We start from the raw sequence: 19,820 nt of genomic DNA on the forward strand, positions 1-19,820 counted from the left end.
TTTCGGAAACTACGTCGCATCAAACAAGTTTCTTCGCCTCTGTTCGCGAATGCTCATGATATTTGTTTTCGCGAAGCGTGCCGAAAAGCTTCAAGCTCTCCAGATGCTCGCGCTGGGCGCGATAGAACTCGTTGAGGAAGTGCAGCTCCCGGCCGGGCTTCACGGTGTCTTCATACCGAATCTTCCGGGTAATGGTTCGCACGATCTGTTCGATCTCTTTATGGTTGGACGTCTTTGTCGAGTCGCGAAGCACGTCCTCCAACGTCTGCAGCTCATATTTGCCGTAGACATCGAGATGCTCGGCCAAGAATTCGTACTCCGCCTGCGTCGACGCGGCGGCGGGGGCGGACAGCGCGAGATCGGACAGCAGCACGGAGCGCGGAGTGTCGACCACCAGGGTGCCGGCAATGATGTCGCCGAGCCTCTGCCGGCGCCGGTTGGTGAAGGGAACGACGACCACTGCCAGAAGCCAGAGGCTCGTCAGACCGTTTTCCCAGGCCGACTGCGTGTCGACCGAAGCCAAAAGGCCCATGGGGGCGAAAATCTCCACCTGTTTCATCAGGTTGCGTGCGGTCACCTGGTGCGGCGTAAGCCGCCGTCCGTCCACATTGATGACGCGGATGCCCGTTATTCTTTTTCCGAGCGTGCGTCCGTTCCAGATGAGTTCCGAGAGGATGTAATAGGGGATCTGCACCAAAAAACCGAGCAGCACCATGAGCATCGCCTCCGCCGTCATAGGCAGCACGCCTGTGAAGATGATGGCGGTGGCACAGATGAATATGATGATTGTGGTGAAGACGATGTCGAGGAATTGCGCGCCGAAACGGGTTCCGAGCGAGGCAATGGCGAAGGTGATCGGGACGCCCTCCGGCGGGATGAACTGCTCGACGCGCTTGCCGTCCTTGTCTGTCCGGTTCATCGCACCGCCTCACGCGACGCTTTGTTTTCGCGGCCTGCAAGCAGCAGCCAGCCCACCCAGCAGACGCCCATCCCCCAGCCGATGATGAGACGCCAGGTCGGATCCTGTATCAACTGGCGCAGGAAGCCTTCGATGAAGGCTGCCGCGACAAGCATCAGCCCTGCGAGGATGGCGAGCTTGACGGCATCATGCGCCTGGTGGCGCAAGGCTTCCTTTCGTGTTCTGGCACCTGGAAGGAGAACGGCAAGTCCGAGCCTTGCCCCACCCGCGCAAGCAATGGCGATGGCCGCAAGCTCGGTCACGCCGTGGATCGAGAGCCAGGCGAAGACGTCGTAGCCCAGCCCTCTGCGATAAAACATCGCGAAGAACGCGCCGAGGATCAGACCATTGTAAAAGGTCAGGATGAAGCTCGGCACCGACACGAACACACCAAGGGTGAAGATCAGGATGACGATGGTGGTGTTGTGGGAAAAGAGAAAGGCGGAAAATGCGGCCAGCCGGTCGCTGTCATGCCCTTCATCGCCATAGATGGTCGAACGGAGGTAGTCGGTCGAGGCATCAGGCGTACGCTGGTCGGCCATCTCCGGCGGCACCAAGGTATAGAACCAGCTCGGATCGTTGGCGCAGAGCCTGTATCCGGCAGCCGCCCCCAGAATGAGCGCCAGGAAGCCGATGAACAAAGGTAGGGCCGAGCGACGCACGGCCTGGGGAATGCCGTGCGACAGCAGGCGCCTCATCAGGCCGCCCAGGCTTTCCTGCGGGGCGTAGACAACGAGATAGGCCCGGGCGCAGAGGCTTTCCAGATAGGCAATCAGGGCGCGATCGAGAGAAATATCGCGCGCCACGCTCAGCGAGTTCATCGCCTGCCTGTAGCCGCTGGCGAGATTGCGGACCTCATCATAGCCGAGCGCGGCTGCGCCCCCTTTCTCGGCACGCGTCACGAGTTCGTCCAGTTGACGCCAGTGTGCCTCGCGCTCCAACCGGAAGCGGGCCGAACGAAGCGTATCGTTCTGGACAGCGCCGACATCGACTGTCGCGCCCTTATCCATCCTGCCGTCGATACCGATATCCATCATATCATCTCACGGGATTTGATTTCGATGTAGCGCGCAATGAGATCCGAAGTCAGTGCCTCCGGCGTGCTATCGAGGCAAAGCACGCCGAGACGCGCCAGCTTTTCCATGACGGCGCGCCTTTCGTGAAGGATCTGGCGTGCCGCAACCGAGCGAGCGACGGCATCGAGCGTCGTTTCCTCGGGTTCGATGAGCTTTCCCAGCATCGGATCGCGCAAGGCGACATAGACGACGAAGTGATGCCGGGCGAGCACCTGTATGTTCTCGATCATCAGCTCCGCCGTGATGGTGTCGACGAAATCGGAGAATATCACAACCAGCGACCGTCGCTTCAGGCGTCCGGACAGGTGGGTCAGTCCCAAGGTATGGTTGGTCTCCTGGGTTTCGTAGCGCAGCCCGGCGCACACCGTCTGCAGCCGCGGAAAGGCCGCTCGTCCGGGCAAGGCCGGCACGAAGAGACGCGGACGGCTGTCGAAGCTGTAGAAGCCGACGAGATCGCCGGCAAGGCCTGCACCCCAGCACATGGCGAGCGCCGCATTGATGGCGCGATCGAGCTTCGTGAAGCCGGCAAGCTGTTCGCCCATCAGCCGCCCGGAATCGACGCAGAGGATGATCTGGTGGTTTCGTTCGGCCCGCATCTCGCGCACGACGAGACTGCGCATGCGCGCCGACCGCTTCCAATCGATGCTGCGCGGATCCATGCCGCTAGCAAATTCCCGCAGCTGGTGGAATTCCGATCCCTCGCCACGCAACCGCAAATCCTTCTGGCCGGCCTCCAGCGGCAGGATCTGGGTCTTGATCGCTCCCGACAGCACCGGCGATATGTCGGGCTGGACGGCGATCTCTTTGCCCACCGGCATGCGCGCGATGATCTCGAGCAGCTTCAATCGCGATGGCCACTTCAGCCACAGCTCGTTGACCGCGTATCGTCCCCGCCGGGTCAGATGAAGGTCCAGAGAGGCCTTGACCTCCCCTTCCCCGGCACCCGATGCAGGGTTGAGCCATCTGATCTCGTCGACGACAAGCTCGGGAGCGAGATCGAGCCGGATTTCGATTTTCTGAGGCAGCACGCCCTTCTGCGGCCGTACGCCGACCGTGAACGCGGTGATGTGGCCGACAAAGCCTTGCGGCGGCAGATCGAAATCGATCGTCATCCTGCCCGCCAAATTGGAGATGACCAGATCGGCGACCGTGAGCGCTGCGATTGCAAGCCACATGAGGAGTAGGAGATAGCTCATGTCGCGCCACCACACGCTGGTGAAGACTGTCACCGCGGCTGATATCAGAACGAGCGCGATCAGAGTGGAGGATGGCCGCATTTAACGGGGCGCATCCACGCGGTTCATGATATTGCGCAGCACCTCGTCCGGCGTGCGCCCGTCAATTTCCGCCGAGGGCGAAAGCACGATGCGATGGCGCAAGGCGGGCACCAGCAACGCCTGGACATCGTCCGGCAAGCCGTAATCCCTTCCCTCAAAAGCCGCGCGCACGCGCACTGCCGATGCAACGGCGTCGGCTGCGCGGGTGGATGCGCCGTAGAGAATGTCGGGATCGGAGCGCGTGGCGCGCACAAGGTCGACGATGTAGGTCAGGATCGTGTTGTCCAGATGGATCGCATCGATCAGCGCCCGCCCTGTAGCGAGTGCGGCACTCGTGACAAGCGGACGGATGCCGGCATTGCGCAGGTCTGATTTCAGCGCCTGCGTCGCGTGTTTGGAGAGGATGGCAATTTCCGTATCGCGGCTGGGAAAATCGACGACAAGCTTGAACAGGAAGCGATCGAGCTGTGCTTCGGGCAAGGGATAGGTGCCCTGCTGCTCGATCGGGTTCTGCGTGGCAAGCACGAAGAAATCCGGCCCCAGGGAATAATCCGTTCCATCAAGCGTGACCATCCGCTCGTTCATCGCCTGCAGCAGGGCGGATTGCGTCTTCGGCGGCGCGCGATTGATCTCATCGGCGAGAAGAATGTCGGTAAAGACCGGGCCCTTGGTCAGGTGGAACTGATTTGTCTGGAAGTTGAAGAGATTGACGCCCAGAACATCGCCGGGCATCAGGTCTGGCGTGAACTGGATGCGACGATATTGCAGCGCCATGGCGGCGGAGACCGACCGGGCAAGCAAGGTTTTGGCCGTGCCGGGCGGACCTTCGACCAGGCAATGCCCGCCGGCAAAGATCGAGATCAGGACGAGATCGATGATCGCATCCTGCCCCTGCACCGCTTTGCCGATCTCGCCACGAACCGCAGCGATAAGATTACGAAATTCACCTAGATCCAAGGTCAATGCTCCCCAGCGATTTTCTGAATGTCTCGAGATTGCGGTGCAGATTAGCCCGCGTCATCAGATGTCCACGATCGATCAGCGCCTGTGCTGACGAGTGCAATGCTTTCGCCGCCGCCTGATCGCGGCGCGCCAGACGCTGAAACAGCCGCTCTATGCCCGCCTCGTTTCCCGCTCCAGGGCCGAAGACCAGTTGCGCCTTGTCCGCAAGCAGATGGAGCACGAACTGTCCGGTCATCCGGCCATCATTGCCCGACAGGCGCAGCAGACGCGCCGTCGCGTCGATCGCGGCAGTCTTCGACAGCTCGATGTTTCCGGATGTCTCGTTCAAGGCAGGCCCGAAGCGATAGGCGCCGCGCCAGAAACAAATGGCTGCAACGACGAGCAACACTCCCCAGATGACGGAAAGCGGATAGGCGAAAAACCGCTTGAAATCGGAGGCAGAGCGCTCGTAGGTCCGGCCCTCATCCGCCGGTTTCTTGCTATCCAGAGGAAGGCCTGATGTATCCAGAAAGACCGGCCGCTTCTCGCCCGCTCCGCGCAACAGCGTCACCAGCGACACGGCAAAGGAGGCGTTATCGGCGAGAGCCAGTCCGTGATTGTTCAACAGGTCCGGATCCGACAGCAGATAGATGTTGGGGTCGTCCTCGCCACGCAGGAGCAGTGCGCCCGACGGTGTGCCCGCGAGCTCCTCCCAACCACCCGGGAGGCTCGACCGCTCGAAGGTTTGTGCCTGATAGAGGGCGATACTGATGGGCTGCCCCGGGTACAGCTGCGGCTGCGCCTCTTCAAAATTGGTACTGCTACGGGCGAAGCCAAAATCTGCATAACCGATCTTGTCGAGTTCGCTGCCGATATCGGCGAGATCGACCAGTCTCGATTTGCTGGCAATACCATCCGTTGAAACGCTGCCCTGCCACTTCGGCAAAATGATCAGCGTTGGCAGGGCATAGCGGTTTGACTCCCGGATCGGACTTTCCGGGCCTGCATCATCCGCTTCCTCGTTTACCTGAGGTGCGACAGTCTCGCCTTGGCGTATCGACAAGGGAATAATGCGCAGCGAGATTTCCGAACGCGCCCGGGCGACATGAGGGTCGGATCGGACGACAGGGATACCCTTGGCTTGCAGCCACGATTCCAACCCCTTGTTGCCGAGGGCCGAGCGGTCGAAATCGCTGCCGCGCGACAGCGCAAAGACTGCCAGCGCCGCCAGCGCAAGCAACAGCCCCAGAAACAAAAGAGGGCCCGAGTTACGCATTGGCCACTCTGCCTGATGACAGCAACCCGCGCGCGGTCGTCAGAAGGACGCTGAAATGGCTTTCCGCAAGCGTGCGGCCGCCGTAGTGAACGAGTTCAACCGCGGTCAGAAAATTTTCAAGCCGATCGCGGTCGGGCATATTCTCCGGCAGGCGCGCGAAAACCGCCCGTTCCGTATCCGAGCGGAAAAGCCGTGTTCCCGTCACATCTGCCGCGTGCAGCAGGCAATGTCTGAGCAGCAGGACAAGCGCCTGCCTGCGATCCGCCATGGCGGCAATGCGTTGGAGGAAGTCGCTCGGCTTTTCCTCGGCATCGTCTGCCGATGTGCGCCAGCTTTCCGGCGCCTCCCCCTGCCGCTCCATGTCGCGTGGAGCAGAGGAGAGCAAAACACCGCCATTGCCGAAGCGTATCCACAAGCCGATGGCCACGATGAGACCGACAAGCACGACGGCAACCGCCAGAGGACCGCTGACAACCGACTCTCGCGGGATCATCAACGGCTTGCGTTGCGGCGACGATGTTGTCGTATTGGACGCCGGCTCGGCACTTGCCGAGACGTCACCATAGACGAGCGTGCAGCGCAATCCATTCTGCTGGCACTGCGCCGCATATTCGGCTCCGACGGCGCTCTTTTTTTGATCGCCGCCCCCAACCTGCTGACTGTCGCTGTCTTGCGCCCACGCAGGCGACAACTGAGCTGAGGCGGCGAGCAACAAAGCCGCCAGCAGGCCGAGGTTGCGGATGGCCATGCTCTAGGCGAAGACTTCTGCTCTCACTTCGGGGCGCAGAGGATCCGGCCCGAACTTGTTCGGACCCTCCGTGCCCCTGAGCACGCAAATCACCAACATCGCAAGGCCTGCAATGAAACCGACGGCGGGAATCATGTTCAGGATGAACAGTGCGAGATACCACCAAGCGGAAATGTTGCGATCATGGAAGCGGCGAACCTGAAGAGATATCTGCGGCAAAAACATTGCAAGCGCGAACAATCCACCGACGGCTCCGAAAGCGAATAACACTGACGAAGGTCCATCCTGAATATCGGAAAAGGCACCGGCCAAACTGGCCACGATTAGAAGTGCGATCCCTACAAGCACATAGAACAGTTGAAACCACCAGAACTCCGAGCGGGAGGCCCTGCCGGAAAAGGTTGCATATTTCTGCGTTAGAACAGTCCGAACGGCTTCAGTAAACCCCATTTCAATGCCCCCATTTATGCTGACGCAAGCGCGGTGATCCCCGGTCTCACTATCCTCTTGCTCGCAGTCATTTCAGACGAAAAACAGCTACAATTCAAACGTAGAAATTGCAATAAGTTGGTTGCATCGGGTCATTATTTTAAAAGCAATGCTTAACGCGTTGAGATTTTCACCTCGATGACCGCAAGGTGGACGTGAAAGTCCCTGACCTGTTGGGGAGAATTTCACCCGTTTAACGGGCTGTTTCCGCCTTACGCTCCCAACTGCATGACAAGCGATTGATGGCAGTGCACGCCGACGAGCACGCCTGAGGCGGAGGCGAGTGTGGCATTGTGCATGGCGCTAGCCGCATCGCCGGCGGCGAAGACACCCTTGACGGTGGTTTCCTTGTTGTCACCGTTGCGGATGATCGGCCCGAACGGGCCGTCGTCGAAGGCGCAGCCGAGCTGTTCGGCAACCGGGCTCGCCATTGCCGTTTTCGGCGCGACGAACACGGCATCGAGCGGCACGACGCGGCCATCGGCGAGGCGAACGGCCTCGAGCTTCGGATTGTCGCCCAACAATTCGACGATAGGGCTGCGTTCGATCCGAACGCCCCGGGCGCTCAGCTTCAGCAATTGCTCTTCATCGGGCTCGAATAGCGCCTGGGTGAAAAAGGTCGTTACTCCCCAGTCCGGGATCATCATCGCCGAATGGGCCGAATGCGGATGGTTTGCAAGGACACCGAGCTTGCCGCCGCTCACCTCAAAACCGTGGCAATAGGGGCAGTGCAGCGCGGTACGGCCCCATCGCTCCTTGAGGCCGGGGATTTCGGGCAGCGTGTCGCTGACGCCGGTTGCGAGCACGATGCGCGCGGCCCGTTCTTCGCCGCCGTCTTCGGTGCCGACAATGAACGCGTCGCCATCCCTCCGTGCCCGAACGACTTTCCCCTCGCGGATGGTGATGGTCGGGTAAAGCGAGAGTTGGCGTTTACCCTCCCGCATGATCGCCGCCGGCGTCTGGCCGTCCTGGCCCAAGAACCCATGCGAGGCTTCAGAAAACCGATTGCGCGGCGCGCCGGCATCGATCAGTAGAACCCGCCGCCGCGCCCGGGCAAGCTGCATGGCTGCCGACAGGCCGGCGAAGTTTCCGCCGATGATAATGGCTTCAAACGACATGGAACTCTCCATTTGATATCGAACTCATGACTCAACATAAGTTACATGATCTGGCGCCGTCAAGCATCATGTTACTTGTCTTGTTACGATCCCCTTGCGATAATGATCCATCCGATCGACAGGAAGAGAACCATGCGCAATGACAGCCGCCTTTCACGCATGCTGCACGTGCTGATCCACATGGATAAGCACCAGCATTCGGCGACCTCCGACATGATTGCAAAGATGCTTAACACCAATCCGGTCGTCGTCCGCCGCACCATGGCCGGCCTTCGCGAACAAGGCTACGTCCGCTCCGAAAAAGGCCATGGCGGCGGCTGGACGCTGGTGCGTCCGCTGTCTGAGATCACCCTGCTCGACGTCTACAACGCCATCGGCGAGCCACATCTCTTCGCCATCGGCCCAGCCGACGATCAGCCGCAGTGTCTTGTGGAACAGGCGGTGAATGTCGTCCTCGGCGACGCGATGAAGGAAGCCCAGGCCCTGCTGCTGCGACGATTGGACAGCGTGACGCTGGACAAAATCGCAGCCGACTTCGAGGCAAAACTGACCGCGCTCCCGGCCACATCCTATTCCTGCGCTTCTTGAGCGGGGATTACGTCCTGCGGTAGAGGAAATAACGGCCCTCCTTCACGTCGGCAGGCGGAGGCAGAAGCTCGGGGTGCTCCAGCGGCAGACCACCGACGGCGCCGCCGCTACGGGCGAGCACGCCGGCCCAACCGTCTCGTGGCAAGCGCACAAGGTGTGTCGTTTCCGCATCACTTTCCGTAAGGTTGCAAAAATCCGCTTGGCAATGGCGCATTGCTTCGGTACAAAACGCTCACCGCTTTAGTTCGAACACAAGGGAGGCGTTGCATGCCAGCAATCATCGAAACCTTCCCGTGCGGAATGTCCCGACGCTAGGTCATTTCCATTCGCGGCCCGCCTTAAGCGCGCCCGACATGCGGTTTTCCCTTAATTCATAGCCCGATTGATCTGACGGGATCATTTCGTCTCCCGCTTGGGCTGTGCCATCCAACTCTCTATTTTGAGGACCGGTCGCCGACACGGCGCCGAGCGATTAAAATGACTCGCAAGAAGCTCGATTTCCGCGCCGATGCCTATCGCCATGTGCTCGGCTTTGTTTTCCATCATTGGCGCCATCGGCCTGTCTTGGTGGGCGGTATCATCGTGTTGGTGATATCAAGCACCCTGGCAGAAGTCATGGTGCCAGTTTTCTCAGGCGAGATCGTCGATGCCATTGCCGGCGGCAATGCGGCTGACCGGGCGCTGCGCGCCTTCGTCATCGTCGTGGCTCTGGGCCTGACCAGCGTGGCACTGCGCTGGTTCATCTTCAACGGCATCATCCGGCTGACGCTGCGCACCATGGCGGATGTGGTCAATAACGGTTTCCACAAGGTGCAGCGGTTCTCGACCGACTGGCACGCCAACAGCTTTGCCGGTTCGACGGTGCGCAAGATCACCCGCGGCATGTGGGCGCTCGACGCGCTTAACGATCTGCTGCTGGTAGCGCTGCTGCCGTCCATCGTCATGCTGGTCGGCGCCAGCATCGTGCTCGGCAGCTACTGGCCGATCATGGGCCTGATCGTGGCTGCGGGCTCGCTGATCTATATCGGTGTCACCGTGGCGCTTTCCATGGGCTTCGTGTCGCCGGCGGCAAGGCTTGCCAATGCCTGGGACACCAAGCTTGGTGGCGCACTGGCGGATGCCATCAGCTGCAATTCGGTGGTCAAGGCCTTCGGGGCCGAGAGCCGCGAAGAGACGCGACTGGGCCAGGTGCTGGCCAGATGGGACAGCCGCACGCGGCGGACATGGAAGCGCGGCACATTGAGCGGCACGATCCAGGGCTTCATGATGGTTTCCATGCAGGCAGGTATTTTGGGAACGGGCCTGGTCATGTGGCAGCGGGGGCTGGCGACGCCTGGCGACATCACCTTCGTGCTGGCCATGTTCTTCGTTCTGCAAGGCTATCTGCGCAATGTCGGCCAGGACATCCGCAATCTGCAGCGTGCCGTCAACGACATGGAAGAACTGGTGCTGCTCGACAAGATGCCGCTAGGCATCGAGGACAAGCCGAACGCCAAGCCTATCAAGATTGGCGAGGGCGAGATCGTCTTCGATCGCGTCACCTTCCAATATGGCGCTCATCCCACCCCGCTTTATGAGGACTTTTCGGTCACCATCAAGCCGGGTGAGCGCGTGGGCCTGGTGGGGCATTCGGGCTCTGGCAAGACCACCTTCGTCAAGCTCATCCAGCGCCTCTATGACGTGAATTCGGGCGCGATCCGCATTGACGGGCAGGATATCGCAGGGGTTAGGCAATCCAGCCTGCGCGGCCAGATCGCCATCGTGCAGCAGGAGCCCATTCTGTTCCACCGGACGCTGGCGGAAAACATTGCCTATAGCAGGCCGAACGCCTCGCGCCGCGAGATCGAGCACGCAGCCAAACAGGCGAGCGCCCACGATTTCATCATGGACCTTCCCAAGGGCTATGAGACACTGGTGGGGGAACGCGGCGTCAAGCTCTCGGGCGGCGAGCGGCAGCGTGTCGCCATTGCCCGTGCCTTCCTGGCTGATGCGCCGGTGCTGATCCTGGACGAAGCCACATCGAGCCTCGACAGTGAGAGCGAAGTACAGATCCAGCAGGCCATGGAACGCCTGATGAGCGGCCGCACGACGCTTGTCATCGCACACCGGCTATCCACGGTGCGAGCGCTGGACCGGCTGCTGGTCTTCGACAAGGGAAATATCGTTGAAGAAGGCGACCACCAGGCGCTGATCCGGCTTAACAACGGTATCTATCGCCGGCTGTTCGAACGGCAGGCGCTGGAGCTGACCAAGGGTCTAGTGGCGTGAACCGAAACACTACAGCGCCGCGCGCCTTTTTAGACGCTCGGCGTTGTAGCACTTTGCATTGCTGCACAATTTTATCCTTAAATCGATTCCGATTTCAGGAATTATGCAGCAGCGCCGATGCTACCCATTACGTCCTTCGATAGAGGAAATAACGCCCTTCCTTGATGCCATCGGGCAGCGGCAGCGCGACCAGCTCGGGATGCTCCAGCGGCAGCCCGCTGACGGCGACGCCGTTATGGGCAAGCACGCCGGCCATCAGTTGCGGCAACCAGGTCAGCGTCACCGCGTCGATCTCGTCATGGCCGGTGCCGATATCGGCATGGGCAAGGGCCGCGCCGATGCCGACGAAGGCCTGGCCGGACTCGCGGATATTGCCGGTCACCATGTCTTCCGCCGCTGGTGTCGAGGCCGAATAGGAACGGACTTCCCAATCGAAAGCGACGATGCGCCGCCCGGGAAAGTTCTCGCGCAGGTGATCATAGGTGCGGCCGTTGCCGAGGCCGAACTCCAGCACCGGGCCTGGCGTTTCCCCCACCAGGTCGATGATCGAGTTCAAAATGTCGCGTTGGGCCGTCAACCGGCGTATGAAGCTGTCGAGGCGGCTCATCTAATCTATATCCGTCATGAAATCGTCGGCGGTCCTGGAGCAATTCCAGAAAAACTGCGAGGGCGGTTTTGCGTTCGGAATTGCATAAAAACAAAAAGTTAGAGCGTTTCCGTGCATCCTGGAAACCAGGAAAGGCTCTAACACATGAAACCTCGCCAAGTCGATTGCCGTAAATGGGAATTGGCGTTGCAGTGGCAACATGGGTCTGTGCTAAGCTCGATGACATGAAAACCGTGACCGAAGAAGATTTCTTTGCCGAAGTGCCGCTCTTCAGCGAATTCGAGGGCGTGACCGACGCCGCCAACTACCGGCCGCTGCCGGACGGATGGGTGCTGGCGCTTGCCGACATCGTCGGCTCGACGCAGGCGATCGGCGCCGGGCGTTACAAGGACGTCAACATGGCGGGCGCCAGCGTCATTTCAGCGGTGTTGAATGCCGTCGGCAAGGGCGACTATCCCTTCGTCTTCGGCGGCGACGGCGCGCTGATCGCGCTTCCGGGTTCGCTGGAGGCGGCGGCACGCGATGCTCTTGCCGCCGCACAGGTCTGGGTCGAGGAAGATCTGAACCTGGTGCTGCGCATCGCCATTGTACCGGTCGCCGACACCCGCGCCGAGGGCCTCGACGTCCGCGTCGCACGTTACTCCGCAAGCCCTTATGTCACCTATGCGATGTTCTGGGGCGGCGGCACCAGCTGGGCCGAAAGACAGATGAAGCTCGGCCGTTACGGCATTGCCCGCGCGCCCGCGGGAACCCGCCCGGATCTCACCGGTCTATCCTGCCGCTGGAGCCCGATCGATGCTAGAAACGGCGAGATCGTCTCGATTATCGCCGTGCCCGGCGAAGGCCGGCCAGGCCGGGAATTTCAAGAACTCGTCAGCGGCATCGTCGCCATCACCACCGAGCAGAACCGGGACAGCCATCCGGTACCGGCCGATGGTCCTAACCTTGCCTTCTCGCTGCATGGCATCAATCGCGAGGCCAAGGCCACCGCGCCGCCGCGCCGGCGGTTGTGGCAGAAGCTCTTCATCTTCCTGCAGCTCGCCATCACGGTCGCGTGCTACAGGCTCGGCATTCCGCTCGGCCGCTTCGATGCCCGCCGCTACAAGCGCGACGTCGCCGACAATTCCGATTTCCGCAAGTTCGACGACGGGCTGAAGATGACGATCGACGTCGACGCCGAACACCTGAAGCGCATCGAAACTTTGCTGCAACAGGCCCAAGCCAAGGGTGTGGCCCGCTACGGCCTGCATCGGCAATCCTCAGCGCTGATGACCTGCTTCGTGCCGACGCCGATCGCGCGCGATCACATCCATTTCATCGATGGCGCCGCCGGCGGTTATGCGGTGGCCGCCAGCCAGATCACCGGCAAGTCGCTTTCGGCTGTTTCCGTCACGCCTTGATGACGTGATCGGCCGAGAGGCCTAGCCGGTTGAAGACGTTGCGCGTGTCGACAATCAGCGAGGCGTTTTTTGCGAGCGCCGAATAATCCACCTTGTCGTGGTCAGTCGCGACCAGCACTGCATCGTAGCCGGCGATGGTCTCCGGCGTCAGAGCCACCGATTTGCGGCCCTTCAGCGCCTGATATTCGCGCGTCGGCGGAATCTCGGCGACGAAGGGATCGTGATAATCCGCCCGTCCGCCACGCTCCTCGATGATCTCGATCAGGCGCAGCGACGGGCTCTCTCTTATATCAGCGACGTTCTTCTTGTAGGCGAGCCCGAGCACTAGCACCCTGCTGCGGCTCAGCGCCTTGCCAGCGCGGATGTCGAGCGCCTCGGCAAGCTTGCCGACGACATGACGCGGCATTGCCGAATTGATCTCGCCGGCAAGTTCGATGAAGCGGGTCGGCAGCTCGTATTCGCGCGATTTCCAGGTGAGGTAGAAGGGATCGATCGGTATGCAATGGCCGCCGAGACCCGGGCCCGGATAGAAGGGCATGTAGCCGAAGGGCTTGGTCTTGGCCGCATCGATGACCTCCCAGACGTCGATGCCCATCGCCGCATAGACGGTCTTCAGCTCGTTGACGAGGGCGATGTTGACCGAGCGGAAGATGTTTTCGGTGAGCTTCACGGCCTCTGCCGTCGCATTCGAGGAGACCGGAACGACGGACGATACCGCCGCGCCATAAAAGGCCTTCATCAGCGCCAGCGCCTCGGCGCCGTCGCCGGCGACGACCTTCGGGATCGTCGCGGTATGATAATGCTGGTTGCCGGGATCCTCGCGCTCCGGGGAGAAGCCGACGAAGAAGTCCGAGCCGGATTTCAGCCCGGTGCCTTCGAGAATGACCTTCACCACGTCATCGGTCGTGCCGGGATAGGTGGTCGATTCCAGCACGACGAGCTGACCGGGGCGCAGGTGCGCGGCGATCGAGCGCGACGTCGCCTCGACGAAGGAAAGATCGGGATCGCGATGCTTGGTGAGCGGCGTCGGCACGCAGATGATGATGACGTCACACTCGTCGAGGCCGGCGAAATCGGTCGTCGCCTTGAAACGTCCCGCATCGATCTCGGTGGAAAGTGCTTCGTCGCTCACCGCGTCGATATAGGAGCGGCGGGCATCGAGGGCCACCATTTTCCCCGGGTCGATGTCGAAGCCCGTGACCGCAAAGCCGCTGCGCGCCACCGCCATCGCCAGAGGCAGGCCGACATAGCCGAGGCCGATGATGCCGGCACGCGCCGCGCGGGTTTCGATCTTCTGCAAAAGCGTATCGAAGGGGGAGATAACCAAGGCGGGATCTTTCAAACGGGGAAGAGAAGGCTGATCTAATGCATGATCCTGGCAAATTAAACCCGGGCTCCGTCTCTGACCTGACGAGGGGAGCAGAAAACACGGCCGCGACCCCTTGCGATGCTTATCGGATGCGGCTGACCCGGTGTGGCCGAAATGACTCGGTGACGGCCCTTGTGCAACTTGAGCGCACAAAAAAATGCGCATCCCATTGTTTCGCATTTGCAGCATCCCTATTTTGACTTTTGATAATGAACCACCTGGAAAGGACTACCCGTCCTATCCCGCTATTGGGAACTGAGGGCGCCGCTGCCGGGTTTTGGGCAGATCGTTGACACAATAATACCGCTCGTACATCCTGATTTCCTTGTGACCTGCGCATGAAAAATGTGCCGGCCGAGGGACTTTTGGCTCTTGGGGATGGCGTGCCTTATGAGGATCATACCGAGAATGAGCACGATCGAATCCAGCGTGTCCTCCATCCTGTTGGACCGGGTCGCTGAATGGCTGACGAACTCTTCGCTGGCCGGAGACGAGCTTGAAAATATCGTCCGTGGTTTCTGCGAAAGGCTCACGGCTGCAGGCCTGCCGCTTGCGCGCGTGCATCTTTCCTTTTCGATGTTGCATCCGCTTTACGATGCGCTCAGCTTCACCTGGCGGCGCGCCAGCGGCGTCACCATCGAAGGCTTCCGCATGCCCGCCGGGCAAAAGCCGGACCGCTTCCTGCAGAGCCCCTATTATTACCTGCTCGACAACAATCTGCAGCACATCCGCCGCCGGCTGCTGCAGGATGGGCCGAACGAATTTCCCATTTTCGAGGACCTGCGTAAGGACAGCATCACCGATTACCTCGCCTTCGTGCAGCCCTTCGGCGACGGCTCGGTGCAGGGCATGATGGGTTCCTGGTCGACGGACCATAACACCGGCTTTTCCGACGACATGATCGATGCGCTGCTCAGGATGCAGAACCATCTGGCGGTCGCCGCCAAGATGGCGGTGCTCGGCAAGCTCGCCAACAACATGCTGACCACCTATCTCGGCGGCGACGCCGGCAAGCGGGTGCTGAACGGCCAGATCCGCCGCGGCGACGGTGAGACGATCCGCGCAGCCCTCGTCATGGGCGACATGCGCGAATCCACCATGTATGCCGAAAAGGAAGGCCGGCAGGCCTATATCGACACGCTGAACCAGTTCTTCGATGCGATCGCCGCCCCATTCAACCGCAATGGCGGCGAGATCCTGAGTTTCCTCGGCGACGGCTTCCTCGCCGTCTATCCTTGCGGGCGCCACAAGGACCCATCGAAGATTGCCTGCGAGGCAGCGCTTTCGGCTGTCCACCAGGCGCAGGCGCGGGTCGCCGAGCTCAACAGGGACCGCGAGCAGAAAGGCCTATCCAGGGTCGGCTACGGCATCGGCCTGCATGTCGGCAATGTCATGTTTGGCAATGTCGGGCTCAAGGACCGCCTGACCTTCTCCGCCTTCGGCTCGGCGGTCAACGAGGTCCAGCGTCTGCAGATCCTGACCAAGAAATACGGCCGCGAGGTCGTCGCCAGCCAGGCCTTCGCCGGTTATTGCGGCGGCGAATGGACGACGCTCGGCGAGGAGAAGCTGCGCGGCATCCGCCAGAAGGTGACGGTGCTGCAACCGCGCGCGCCGGCGCCTGCAATCAATGTCGACGAGAGCTTCCGCGAGGCCGTGCAGAACGGACTTTCCGAAGCCGAGCAGGTCATTCTCCTGCATCGCGACGCCAAGAAACAGGTCACGCGCACCAGCATGGAGAAATTCATCCAGTAACAGCTTACAACCCGTCTCATAATCTGCGCGTCTCGCCTGGGGAACTTCGGCGGGACATGCTGGTTTTTCTATGATTGTCATCAGCTAGACACCCCGTTTGCGGTACGATAGTGTGCCTTAACGGGAACATAGAAGACTGGGGAATTTCATTGGTATGGCGTCTGCAGCCGATCTGTTGCGTATTGAAAATCTCGACGTCTCCTTCTCGGTTTTCGGTGACCGGTTACGCGTCGTAAAAGAAGCCAATCTTCGCATCCTTCCGGGCAAAGTCACCGCTCTCGTCGGTGAATCCGGCTCCGGAAAATCGGTGATCAGCCAGTCGGTCATGGGCATCCTGCCCAATCCGGCCAAGGCTACCGGCCGCATCCTCTTCACAGATCCGCTCGACGGCAGCACGACCGACATCCTGTCCTTTCCGCGCGACAGCGAGGAAATGCGCGACCTGCGCGGCCGGCGCATGGCGACGATCTTCCAGGAGCCGATGACCTCGCTCTCGCCGCTGCATACGATCGGCAATCAGATCAGCGAAGTGCTCCTGATCCACACCGAAACCGACAAGCAAGAAGCGCGCGAAAAGACCGAGGAGATGCTCGGCCTGGTCGGGTTTTCGAACCCGCATCGAACCTACGACATGTATCCGTTCGAACTGTCCGGCGGCATGCGCCAGCGCGCGATGATCGCCATGGCGCTGATCTGCAAGCCGGCCCTTCTGATCGCCGACGAGCCGACGACGGCGCTCGACGTGACGATCCAGGCGCAGATCCTCGAATTGCTCCGCGAGTTGCAGGCCAAGCTGGGCATGGCGATGCTGCTCATCACCCACGATCTCGGCATCGTCGCCAACATGGCCGACGAGGTGGTCGTCATCTATCACGGCGAGATCATGGAGGCCGGGCCGGTCGAGGATATCTTCCGCAATCCGCAGCATCCCTATCTCAAGGGGCTGATGGCCGCTGTTCCGCATTTCGACATGAAACCCGGCGAGCGGCTGAAAGCGCTGCGCGATGTGAAGGTCAATCTCGAAGCCCTTGTCGGCATGAAGAAGCCGCGCCAGGCAGAGGCGCCGGGTATCCTGCTTTCCGTCGCCAATCTCTCGAAGACCTACAAGACGCGCAAGCGCAGTTTCTTCGGCAAGCACGAAGCCACCGTCCTGCGCGCCGTCGACGACGTCAGCTTCGACATCCGCCGCGGCGAATGTCTTGGCCTGGTCGGGGAATCCGGCTGCGGCAAGACGACGCTCAGCAAGATCCTGATGCGCGCCATCACGCCGGACAGCGGCGCCGTGGTGTTCAACGACGGCAAGGAGGTCGTCGACGTCCTCTCGGTCAAAGGCTCCGAACTGCAGGACATGCGGACCAAGATCCAGATGGTGTTCCAGGATCCGGTCTCCTCGCTCTCGCCGCGCATGACGGTGCGCAACATCCTGAGCGAACCGCTCGAGATCCATGACCGCGGCGACAGTGACGAGCGCAAGCGTAAGGTCGAGGGGCTGATGGCGGCAATCGGTCTCGACAAACGTTATCTTAGCCGTTACCCGCACAGTTTTTCGGGCGGCCAGCGCCAGCGCATCGGAATCGCGCGGGCACTCGCGCTCGGTCCAAAGCTCGTCATCCTCGACGAGCCGGTCTCGGCCCTCGACGTCTCCGTGCAGGCGCAGATCCTCAACCTGTTGAAGGACCTGCAGAAGGAGCTGGGGCTGACCTATCTCTTCATTTCGCATAATCTCGCCGTCGTCGATTACATGGCCGACCGCATTGCGGTGATGTGTAAGGGCCGCATCGTCGAAATCGCGCCGCGCGAGATCATCCTGCGTGATCCGGTGCACCCCTATACGAAATCGCTGCTTGCCGCCGTCCCCTTCCCCGATCTCGACCGACCGCTCGATTTCAAGGCGCTCAGGGAGAACGGCGCCGCCGACAAGCAGAACTGGGGCGTGACCTTCACCGCCGAGCATGACGACGCTTCCGAACTTGCCTATGCCGACCTCGGCGACGGCCATCTGGTGCGCGCCCGCAAGGGCGCCGATGCCAAGGAGTTGCGTTGATGGTGACGCGTCGCACATTCCTGGGCGGCCTCGTCGGTGCGGCGATCGCGCCCGCGGTGTTGAGGGCACAACAAGCCGCCGAACCCGAATTTCTCAAGGAGCGGCTGACATCAGGCAGCCTGCCGCCGATGGCCGAGCGCATTCCGCTGCGCCCACGCATCGTCAATCTGAAGGAGATGGGGCTCGAACCCGGTGCCTACGGCGGCACGGTGCGCACCATCATCGGCAGCCAGCGCGACATCCGCTTCATGACGATCTACGGCTATGCCCGCCTGGTCGGCTACAACAAGCACCTGCAATTTCAGCCGGACATCCTGGCCGGTTTCCAGTCCGAAGACGACACGGTCTTCACCTTCACGCTGCGCGAGGGCCATAAATGGTCCGACGGCCAGCCGTTCACGGCCGACGATTTCCGCTACTGGTGGGAAGACGTCATCCTGAACGACAAGCTGACGCCCGGCGGCGGCGCGCTGGAGCTTCGTCCGCACGGCAGCCTGCCGCGCTTCGAGATACTCGATCCGCTGACCGTGCGCTACACCTGGGAAAAACCCAACCCGATGTTCCTGCCGACATTGGCAGGCCCGCAGCCGCTCGTCATCTTCGGCCCTGGTCATTATCTCAAGCAGTTCCACAAGAAGTTCCAGCCGGACCAGGCGAAGATGGACGAGCTGATGAAGACCTACCGCGTCAAGAAATGGCAGGATCTGCACATCAAGATGGCGCGTTCCTATCGTCCGGAAAATCCGAACCTGCCGACGCTCGATCCCTGGCGCAATACGACGCCGCTGCCGTCCGAGCAGTTCGTCTTCGAGCGCAACCCGTTCTTCCACCGCATCGACGAGACCGGCCGGCAGCTTCCCTATCTCGACCGTTTCATCCTCAACGTCTCCTCCTCGTCGATCATCGCCGCCAAGGCGGGTGCAGGCGAAGCCGACCTGCAGGTAACCGGCATCGATTTCAACGACTACACCTTCCTGAAGGAGGCCGAGAAGCGCTTCCCGGTGAAGGTCAATCTCTGGAAGCTCGCGCGCGGTTCGCGCATCACGCTGCTGCCGAACCTCAACTGTGCCGATGAGGTGTGGCGCGGCCTCTTCCGCGATGTGCGCCTGCGCCGCGCTTTGTCGCTGGCGATCGACCGGCACGAGGTCAACATGGTGGCCTTCTACGGCCTCGGCACGCCAAGCGCCGATACCGTCCTGCCCGACAGCCCGCTCTTCAAGCAGGAATATGCCGACGCCTTCGTGAAGTTCGATCCCGACGAGGCCAACCGCCTGCTTGACGAGCTCGGCTTGACCAAGCGCGACGACGACGGCATCCGGCTGCTGCCCGACGGGCGGCGCGCCGAGATCACCGTCGAGACCGCCGGCGAGAGCAATCTCGACACCGATGTGCTGGAGCTGGTGCACGACCACTGGGCCAATATCGGCCTTGCACTTTATACCCGCACCTCGCAGCGCGACGTCTTCCGCAACCGCGCGATGAGCGGTTCGATCATGATGTCGATCTGGTACGGCCTCGACAATGGCGTGCCGACGGCCGACATGTCGCCCGCAGGCCTTGCGCCAACACTCGACGATCAGCTGCAATGGCCGCTCTGGGGCATGCATTACCTCTCCGCGGGCCAGGAGGGCGTCGCACCGGATCTGCCTGAGGCTGCGGAACTGGTCGACCTGCTTAGCCAATGGGGTTCGACGGCGAAATTCGAGGAGCGCCAGGTGATCTGGCACAAGATGCTGTCGCTCTATACGCAGCAGGTATTTTCGATCGGCCTGATCAACAGCACGCTGCAGCCGGTTCTTCGCGCCGCCAAACTGCAGAACCTGCCGGAGAAAGCGCTCTACGGCTTCGATCCCACCTCCTATCTCGGCGTCTATATGCCGGATGCATTCTGGTATAAGGAGGCCTGAG

At 61.2% G+C, this 19,820-nt stretch carries 17 protein-coding genes; 6 read left to right on the forward strand and 11 right to left on the reverse strand.

What is annotated here, in order from left to right; translation table 11 throughout:
* Positions 1 to 19: 19 nt before the first annotated feature.
* The 8 genes from MOV76_RS09025 to MOV76_RS09060 form a co-directional block, all read right to left on the reverse strand.
* Positions 20 to 919, reverse strand: coding sequence for an RDD family protein (locus MOV76_RS09025; protein ID WP_247264362.1), 900 nt, complete (start codon positions 917 to 919; stop codon positions 20 to 22).
* Positions 916 to 1,992: a stage II sporulation protein M gene (locus MOV76_RS09030; RefSeq protein ID WP_247264363.1), complete on the reverse strand. Its 1,077-nt coding sequence runs from the start codon at positions 1,990 to 1,992 to the stop codon at positions 916 to 918. Before MOV76_RS09030 ends, MOV76_RS09025 begins: the two co-directional genes overlap by 4 nt.
* Positions 1,992 to 3,311 (reverse strand): DUF58 domain-containing protein, encoded by a 1,320-nt coding sequence (locus MOV76_RS09035; RefSeq protein ID WP_247264364.1) that lies wholly within the window; start codon positions 3,309 to 3,311, stop codon positions 1,992 to 1,994. Before MOV76_RS09035 ends, MOV76_RS09030 begins: the two co-directional genes overlap by 1 nt.
* The gene (locus MOV76_RS09040) at positions 3,312 to 4,268 is read right to left on the reverse strand and encodes a MoxR family ATPase (RefSeq protein ID WP_018246275.1); all 957 of its coding nucleotides are present in this window, start codon (positions 4,266 to 4,268) and stop codon (positions 3,312 to 3,314) included.
* The gene (locus MOV76_RS09045) at positions 4,255 to 5,529 is read right to left on the reverse strand and encodes a hypothetical protein (protein ID WP_247264365.1); all 1,275 of its coding nucleotides are present in this window, start codon (positions 5,527 to 5,529) and stop codon (positions 4,255 to 4,257) included. Before MOV76_RS09045 ends, MOV76_RS09040 begins: the two co-directional genes overlap by 14 nt.
* Positions 5,522 to 6,277, reverse strand: a complete 756-nt coding sequence (locus MOV76_RS09050) for a hypothetical protein (protein WP_247264366.1) — start codon at positions 6,275 to 6,277, stop codon at positions 5,522 to 5,524. The genes MOV76_RS09045 and MOV76_RS09050 overlap by 8 nt, the downstream gene beginning before the upstream one ends.
* Before the next feature lie 3 nt (positions 6,278 to 6,280).
* The gene (locus tag MOV76_RS09055) at positions 6,281 to 6,727 is read right to left on the reverse strand and encodes a DUF805 domain-containing protein (RefSeq protein WP_018246272.1); all 447 of its coding nucleotides are present in this window, start codon (positions 6,725 to 6,727) and stop codon (positions 6,281 to 6,283) included.
* A 251-nt stretch (positions 6,728 to 6,978) separates the two neighbouring features.
* On the reverse strand, positions 6,979 to 7,884 hold the full coding sequence (locus MOV76_RS09060; protein ID WP_247264367.1) for an NAD(P)/FAD-dependent oxidoreductase: 906 nt from the start codon (positions 7,882 to 7,884) through the stop codon (positions 6,979 to 6,981).
* 132 nt (positions 7,885 to 8,016) lie between these two features.
* On the opposite strand from MOV76_RS09060, the gene MOV76_RS09065 reads away from it, so the two are divergent.
* Complete coding sequence (locus tag MOV76_RS09065) at positions 8,017 to 8,472, forward strand: Rrf2 family transcriptional regulator (protein WP_065276183.1); 456 nt, start codon at positions 8,017 to 8,019, stop codon at positions 8,470 to 8,472.
* A gap of 7 nt (positions 8,473 to 8,479) precedes the next feature.
* On the opposite strand, the gene MOV76_RS09070 is transcribed toward MOV76_RS09065, so the two are convergent.
* Positions 8,480 to 8,623 (reverse strand): hypothetical protein, encoded by a 144-nt coding sequence (locus MOV76_RS09070; protein WP_309506136.1) that lies wholly within the window; start codon positions 8,621 to 8,623, stop codon positions 8,480 to 8,482.
* Positions 8,624 to 8,949: 326 nt separating this feature from the next.
* Here MOV76_RS09070 and MOV76_RS09075 point away from each other — a divergent pair, with 326 nt between their 5' ends.
* The gene (locus MOV76_RS09075) at positions 8,950 to 10,740 is read left to right on the forward strand and encodes an ABC transporter ATP-binding protein (RefSeq protein ID WP_065276184.1); all 1,791 of its coding nucleotides are present in this window, start codon (positions 8,950 to 8,952) and stop codon (positions 10,738 to 10,740) included.
* A 127-nt stretch (positions 10,741 to 10,867) separates the two neighbouring features.
* Here the strand turns inward: MOV76_RS09075 and MOV76_RS09080 are convergent, their stop codons facing one another.
* Complete coding sequence (locus MOV76_RS09080; protein WP_247264368.1) at positions 10,868 to 11,347, reverse strand: class I SAM-dependent methyltransferase; 480 nt, start codon at positions 11,345 to 11,347, stop codon at positions 10,868 to 10,870.
* A 173-nt stretch (positions 11,348 to 11,520) separates the two neighbouring features.
* On the opposite strand from MOV76_RS09080, the gene MOV76_RS09085 reads away from it, so the two are divergent.
* Positions 11,521 to 12,747, forward strand: coding sequence for a DUF3095 domain-containing protein (locus MOV76_RS09085; protein WP_247264369.1), 1,227 nt, complete (start codon positions 11,521 to 11,523; stop codon positions 12,745 to 12,747).
* Here MOV76_RS09085 and MOV76_RS09090 read toward each other — a convergent pair.
* Positions 12,737 to 14,074 (reverse strand): nucleotide sugar dehydrogenase, encoded by a 1,338-nt coding sequence (locus MOV76_RS09090; RefSeq protein ID WP_130729797.1) that lies wholly within the window; start codon positions 14,072 to 14,074, stop codon positions 12,737 to 12,739. The two genes, MOV76_RS09085 and MOV76_RS09090, sit on opposite strands and share 11 nt — an antisense overlap.
* Before the next feature lie 450 nt (positions 14,075 to 14,524).
* Here MOV76_RS09090 and MOV76_RS09095 point away from each other — a divergent pair, with 450 nt between their 5' ends.
* The 3 genes from MOV76_RS09095 to MOV76_RS09105 all read left to right on the forward strand — a co-directional run bounded on the left by MOV76_RS09095 (position 14,525) and on the right by MOV76_RS09105 (position 19,819).
* Complete coding sequence (locus MOV76_RS09095) at positions 14,525 to 15,868, forward strand: adenylate/guanylate cyclase domain-containing protein (protein WP_026188741.1); 1,344 nt, start codon at positions 14,525 to 14,527, stop codon at positions 15,866 to 15,868.
* Positions 15,869 to 16,022: 154 nt separating this feature from the next.
* Positions 16,023 to 17,912: an ABC transporter ATP-binding protein gene (locus MOV76_RS09100; RefSeq protein WP_247264370.1), complete on the forward strand. Its 1,890-nt coding sequence runs from the start codon at positions 16,023 to 16,025 to the stop codon at positions 17,910 to 17,912.
* Entirely contained in the window at positions 17,912 to 19,819 is a 1,908-nt protein-coding gene (locus tag MOV76_RS09105; RefSeq protein WP_247264371.1) for an ABC transporter substrate-binding protein, read from the forward strand. Before MOV76_RS09100 ends, MOV76_RS09105 begins: the two co-directional genes overlap by 1 nt.
* Position 19,820 lies beyond the last annotated feature (1 nt).

Source organism: Rhizobium sp. PRIMUS64 (genome assembly GCF_023006465.1).
Lineage (GTDB): Bacteria > Pseudomonadota > Alphaproteobacteria > Rhizobiales > Rhizobiaceae > Rhizobium > Rhizobium leguminosarum.

What these genes read in the sequence shown, in the direction of transcription:
- MOV76_RS09025 (WP_247264362.1), bottom strand. Translation starts at nt 919, where the DNA reads ATGAACCGGACAGACAAGGACGGCAAGCGCGTCGAGCAGTTCATCCCG.
- MOV76_RS09030 (WP_247264363.1), bottom strand. Translation starts at nt 1,992, where the DNA reads ATGGATATCGGTATCGACGGCAGGATGGATAAGGGCGCGACAGTCGAT.
- MOV76_RS09035 (WP_247264364.1), bottom strand. Translation starts at nt 3,311, where the DNA reads ATGCGGCCATCCTCCACTCTGATCGCGCTCGTTCTGATATCAGCCGCG.
- MOV76_RS09045 (WP_247264365.1), bottom strand. Translation starts at nt 5,529, where the DNA reads ATGCGTAACTCGGGCCCTCTTTTGTTTCTGGGGCTGTTGCTTGCGCTG.
- MOV76_RS09050 (WP_247264366.1), bottom strand. Translation starts at nt 6,277, where the DNA reads ATGGCCATCCGCAACCTCGGCCTGCTGGCGGCTTTGTTGCTCGCCGCC.
- MOV76_RS09055 (WP_018246272.1), bottom strand. Translation starts at nt 6,727, where the DNA reads ATGGGGTTTACTGAAGCCGTTCGGACTGTTCTAACGCAGAAATATGCA.
- MOV76_RS09060 (WP_247264367.1), bottom strand. Translation starts at nt 7,884, where the DNA reads ATGTCGTTTGAAGCCATTATCATCGGCGGAAACTTCGCCGGCCTGTCG.
- MOV76_RS09065 (WP_065276183.1), top strand. Translation starts at nt 8,017, where the DNA reads ATGCGCAATGACAGCCGCCTTTCACGCATGCTGCACGTGCTGATCCAC.
- MOV76_RS09075 (WP_065276184.1), top strand. Translation starts at nt 8,950, where the DNA reads ATGACTCGCAAGAAGCTCGATTTCCGCGCCGATGCCTATCGCCATGTG.
- MOV76_RS09080 (WP_247264368.1), bottom strand. Translation starts at nt 11,347, where the DNA reads ATGAGCCGCCTCGACAGCTTCATACGCCGGTTGACGGCCCAACGCGAC.
- MOV76_RS09085 (WP_247264369.1), top strand. Translation starts at nt 11,521, where the DNA reads ATGGGAATTGGCGTTGCAGTGGCAACATGGGTCTGTGCTAAGCTCGAT.
- MOV76_RS09095 (WP_026188741.1), top strand. Translation starts at nt 14,525, where the DNA reads ATGAGCACGATCGAATCCAGCGTGTCCTCCATCCTGTTGGACCGGGTC.
- MOV76_RS09100 (WP_247264370.1), top strand. Translation starts at nt 16,023, where the DNA reads ATGGCGTCTGCAGCCGATCTGTTGCGTATTGAAAATCTCGACGTCTCC.
- MOV76_RS09105 (WP_247264371.1), top strand. Translation starts at nt 17,912, where the DNA reads ATGGTGACGCGTCGCACATTCCTGGGCGGCCTCGTCGGTGCGGCGATC.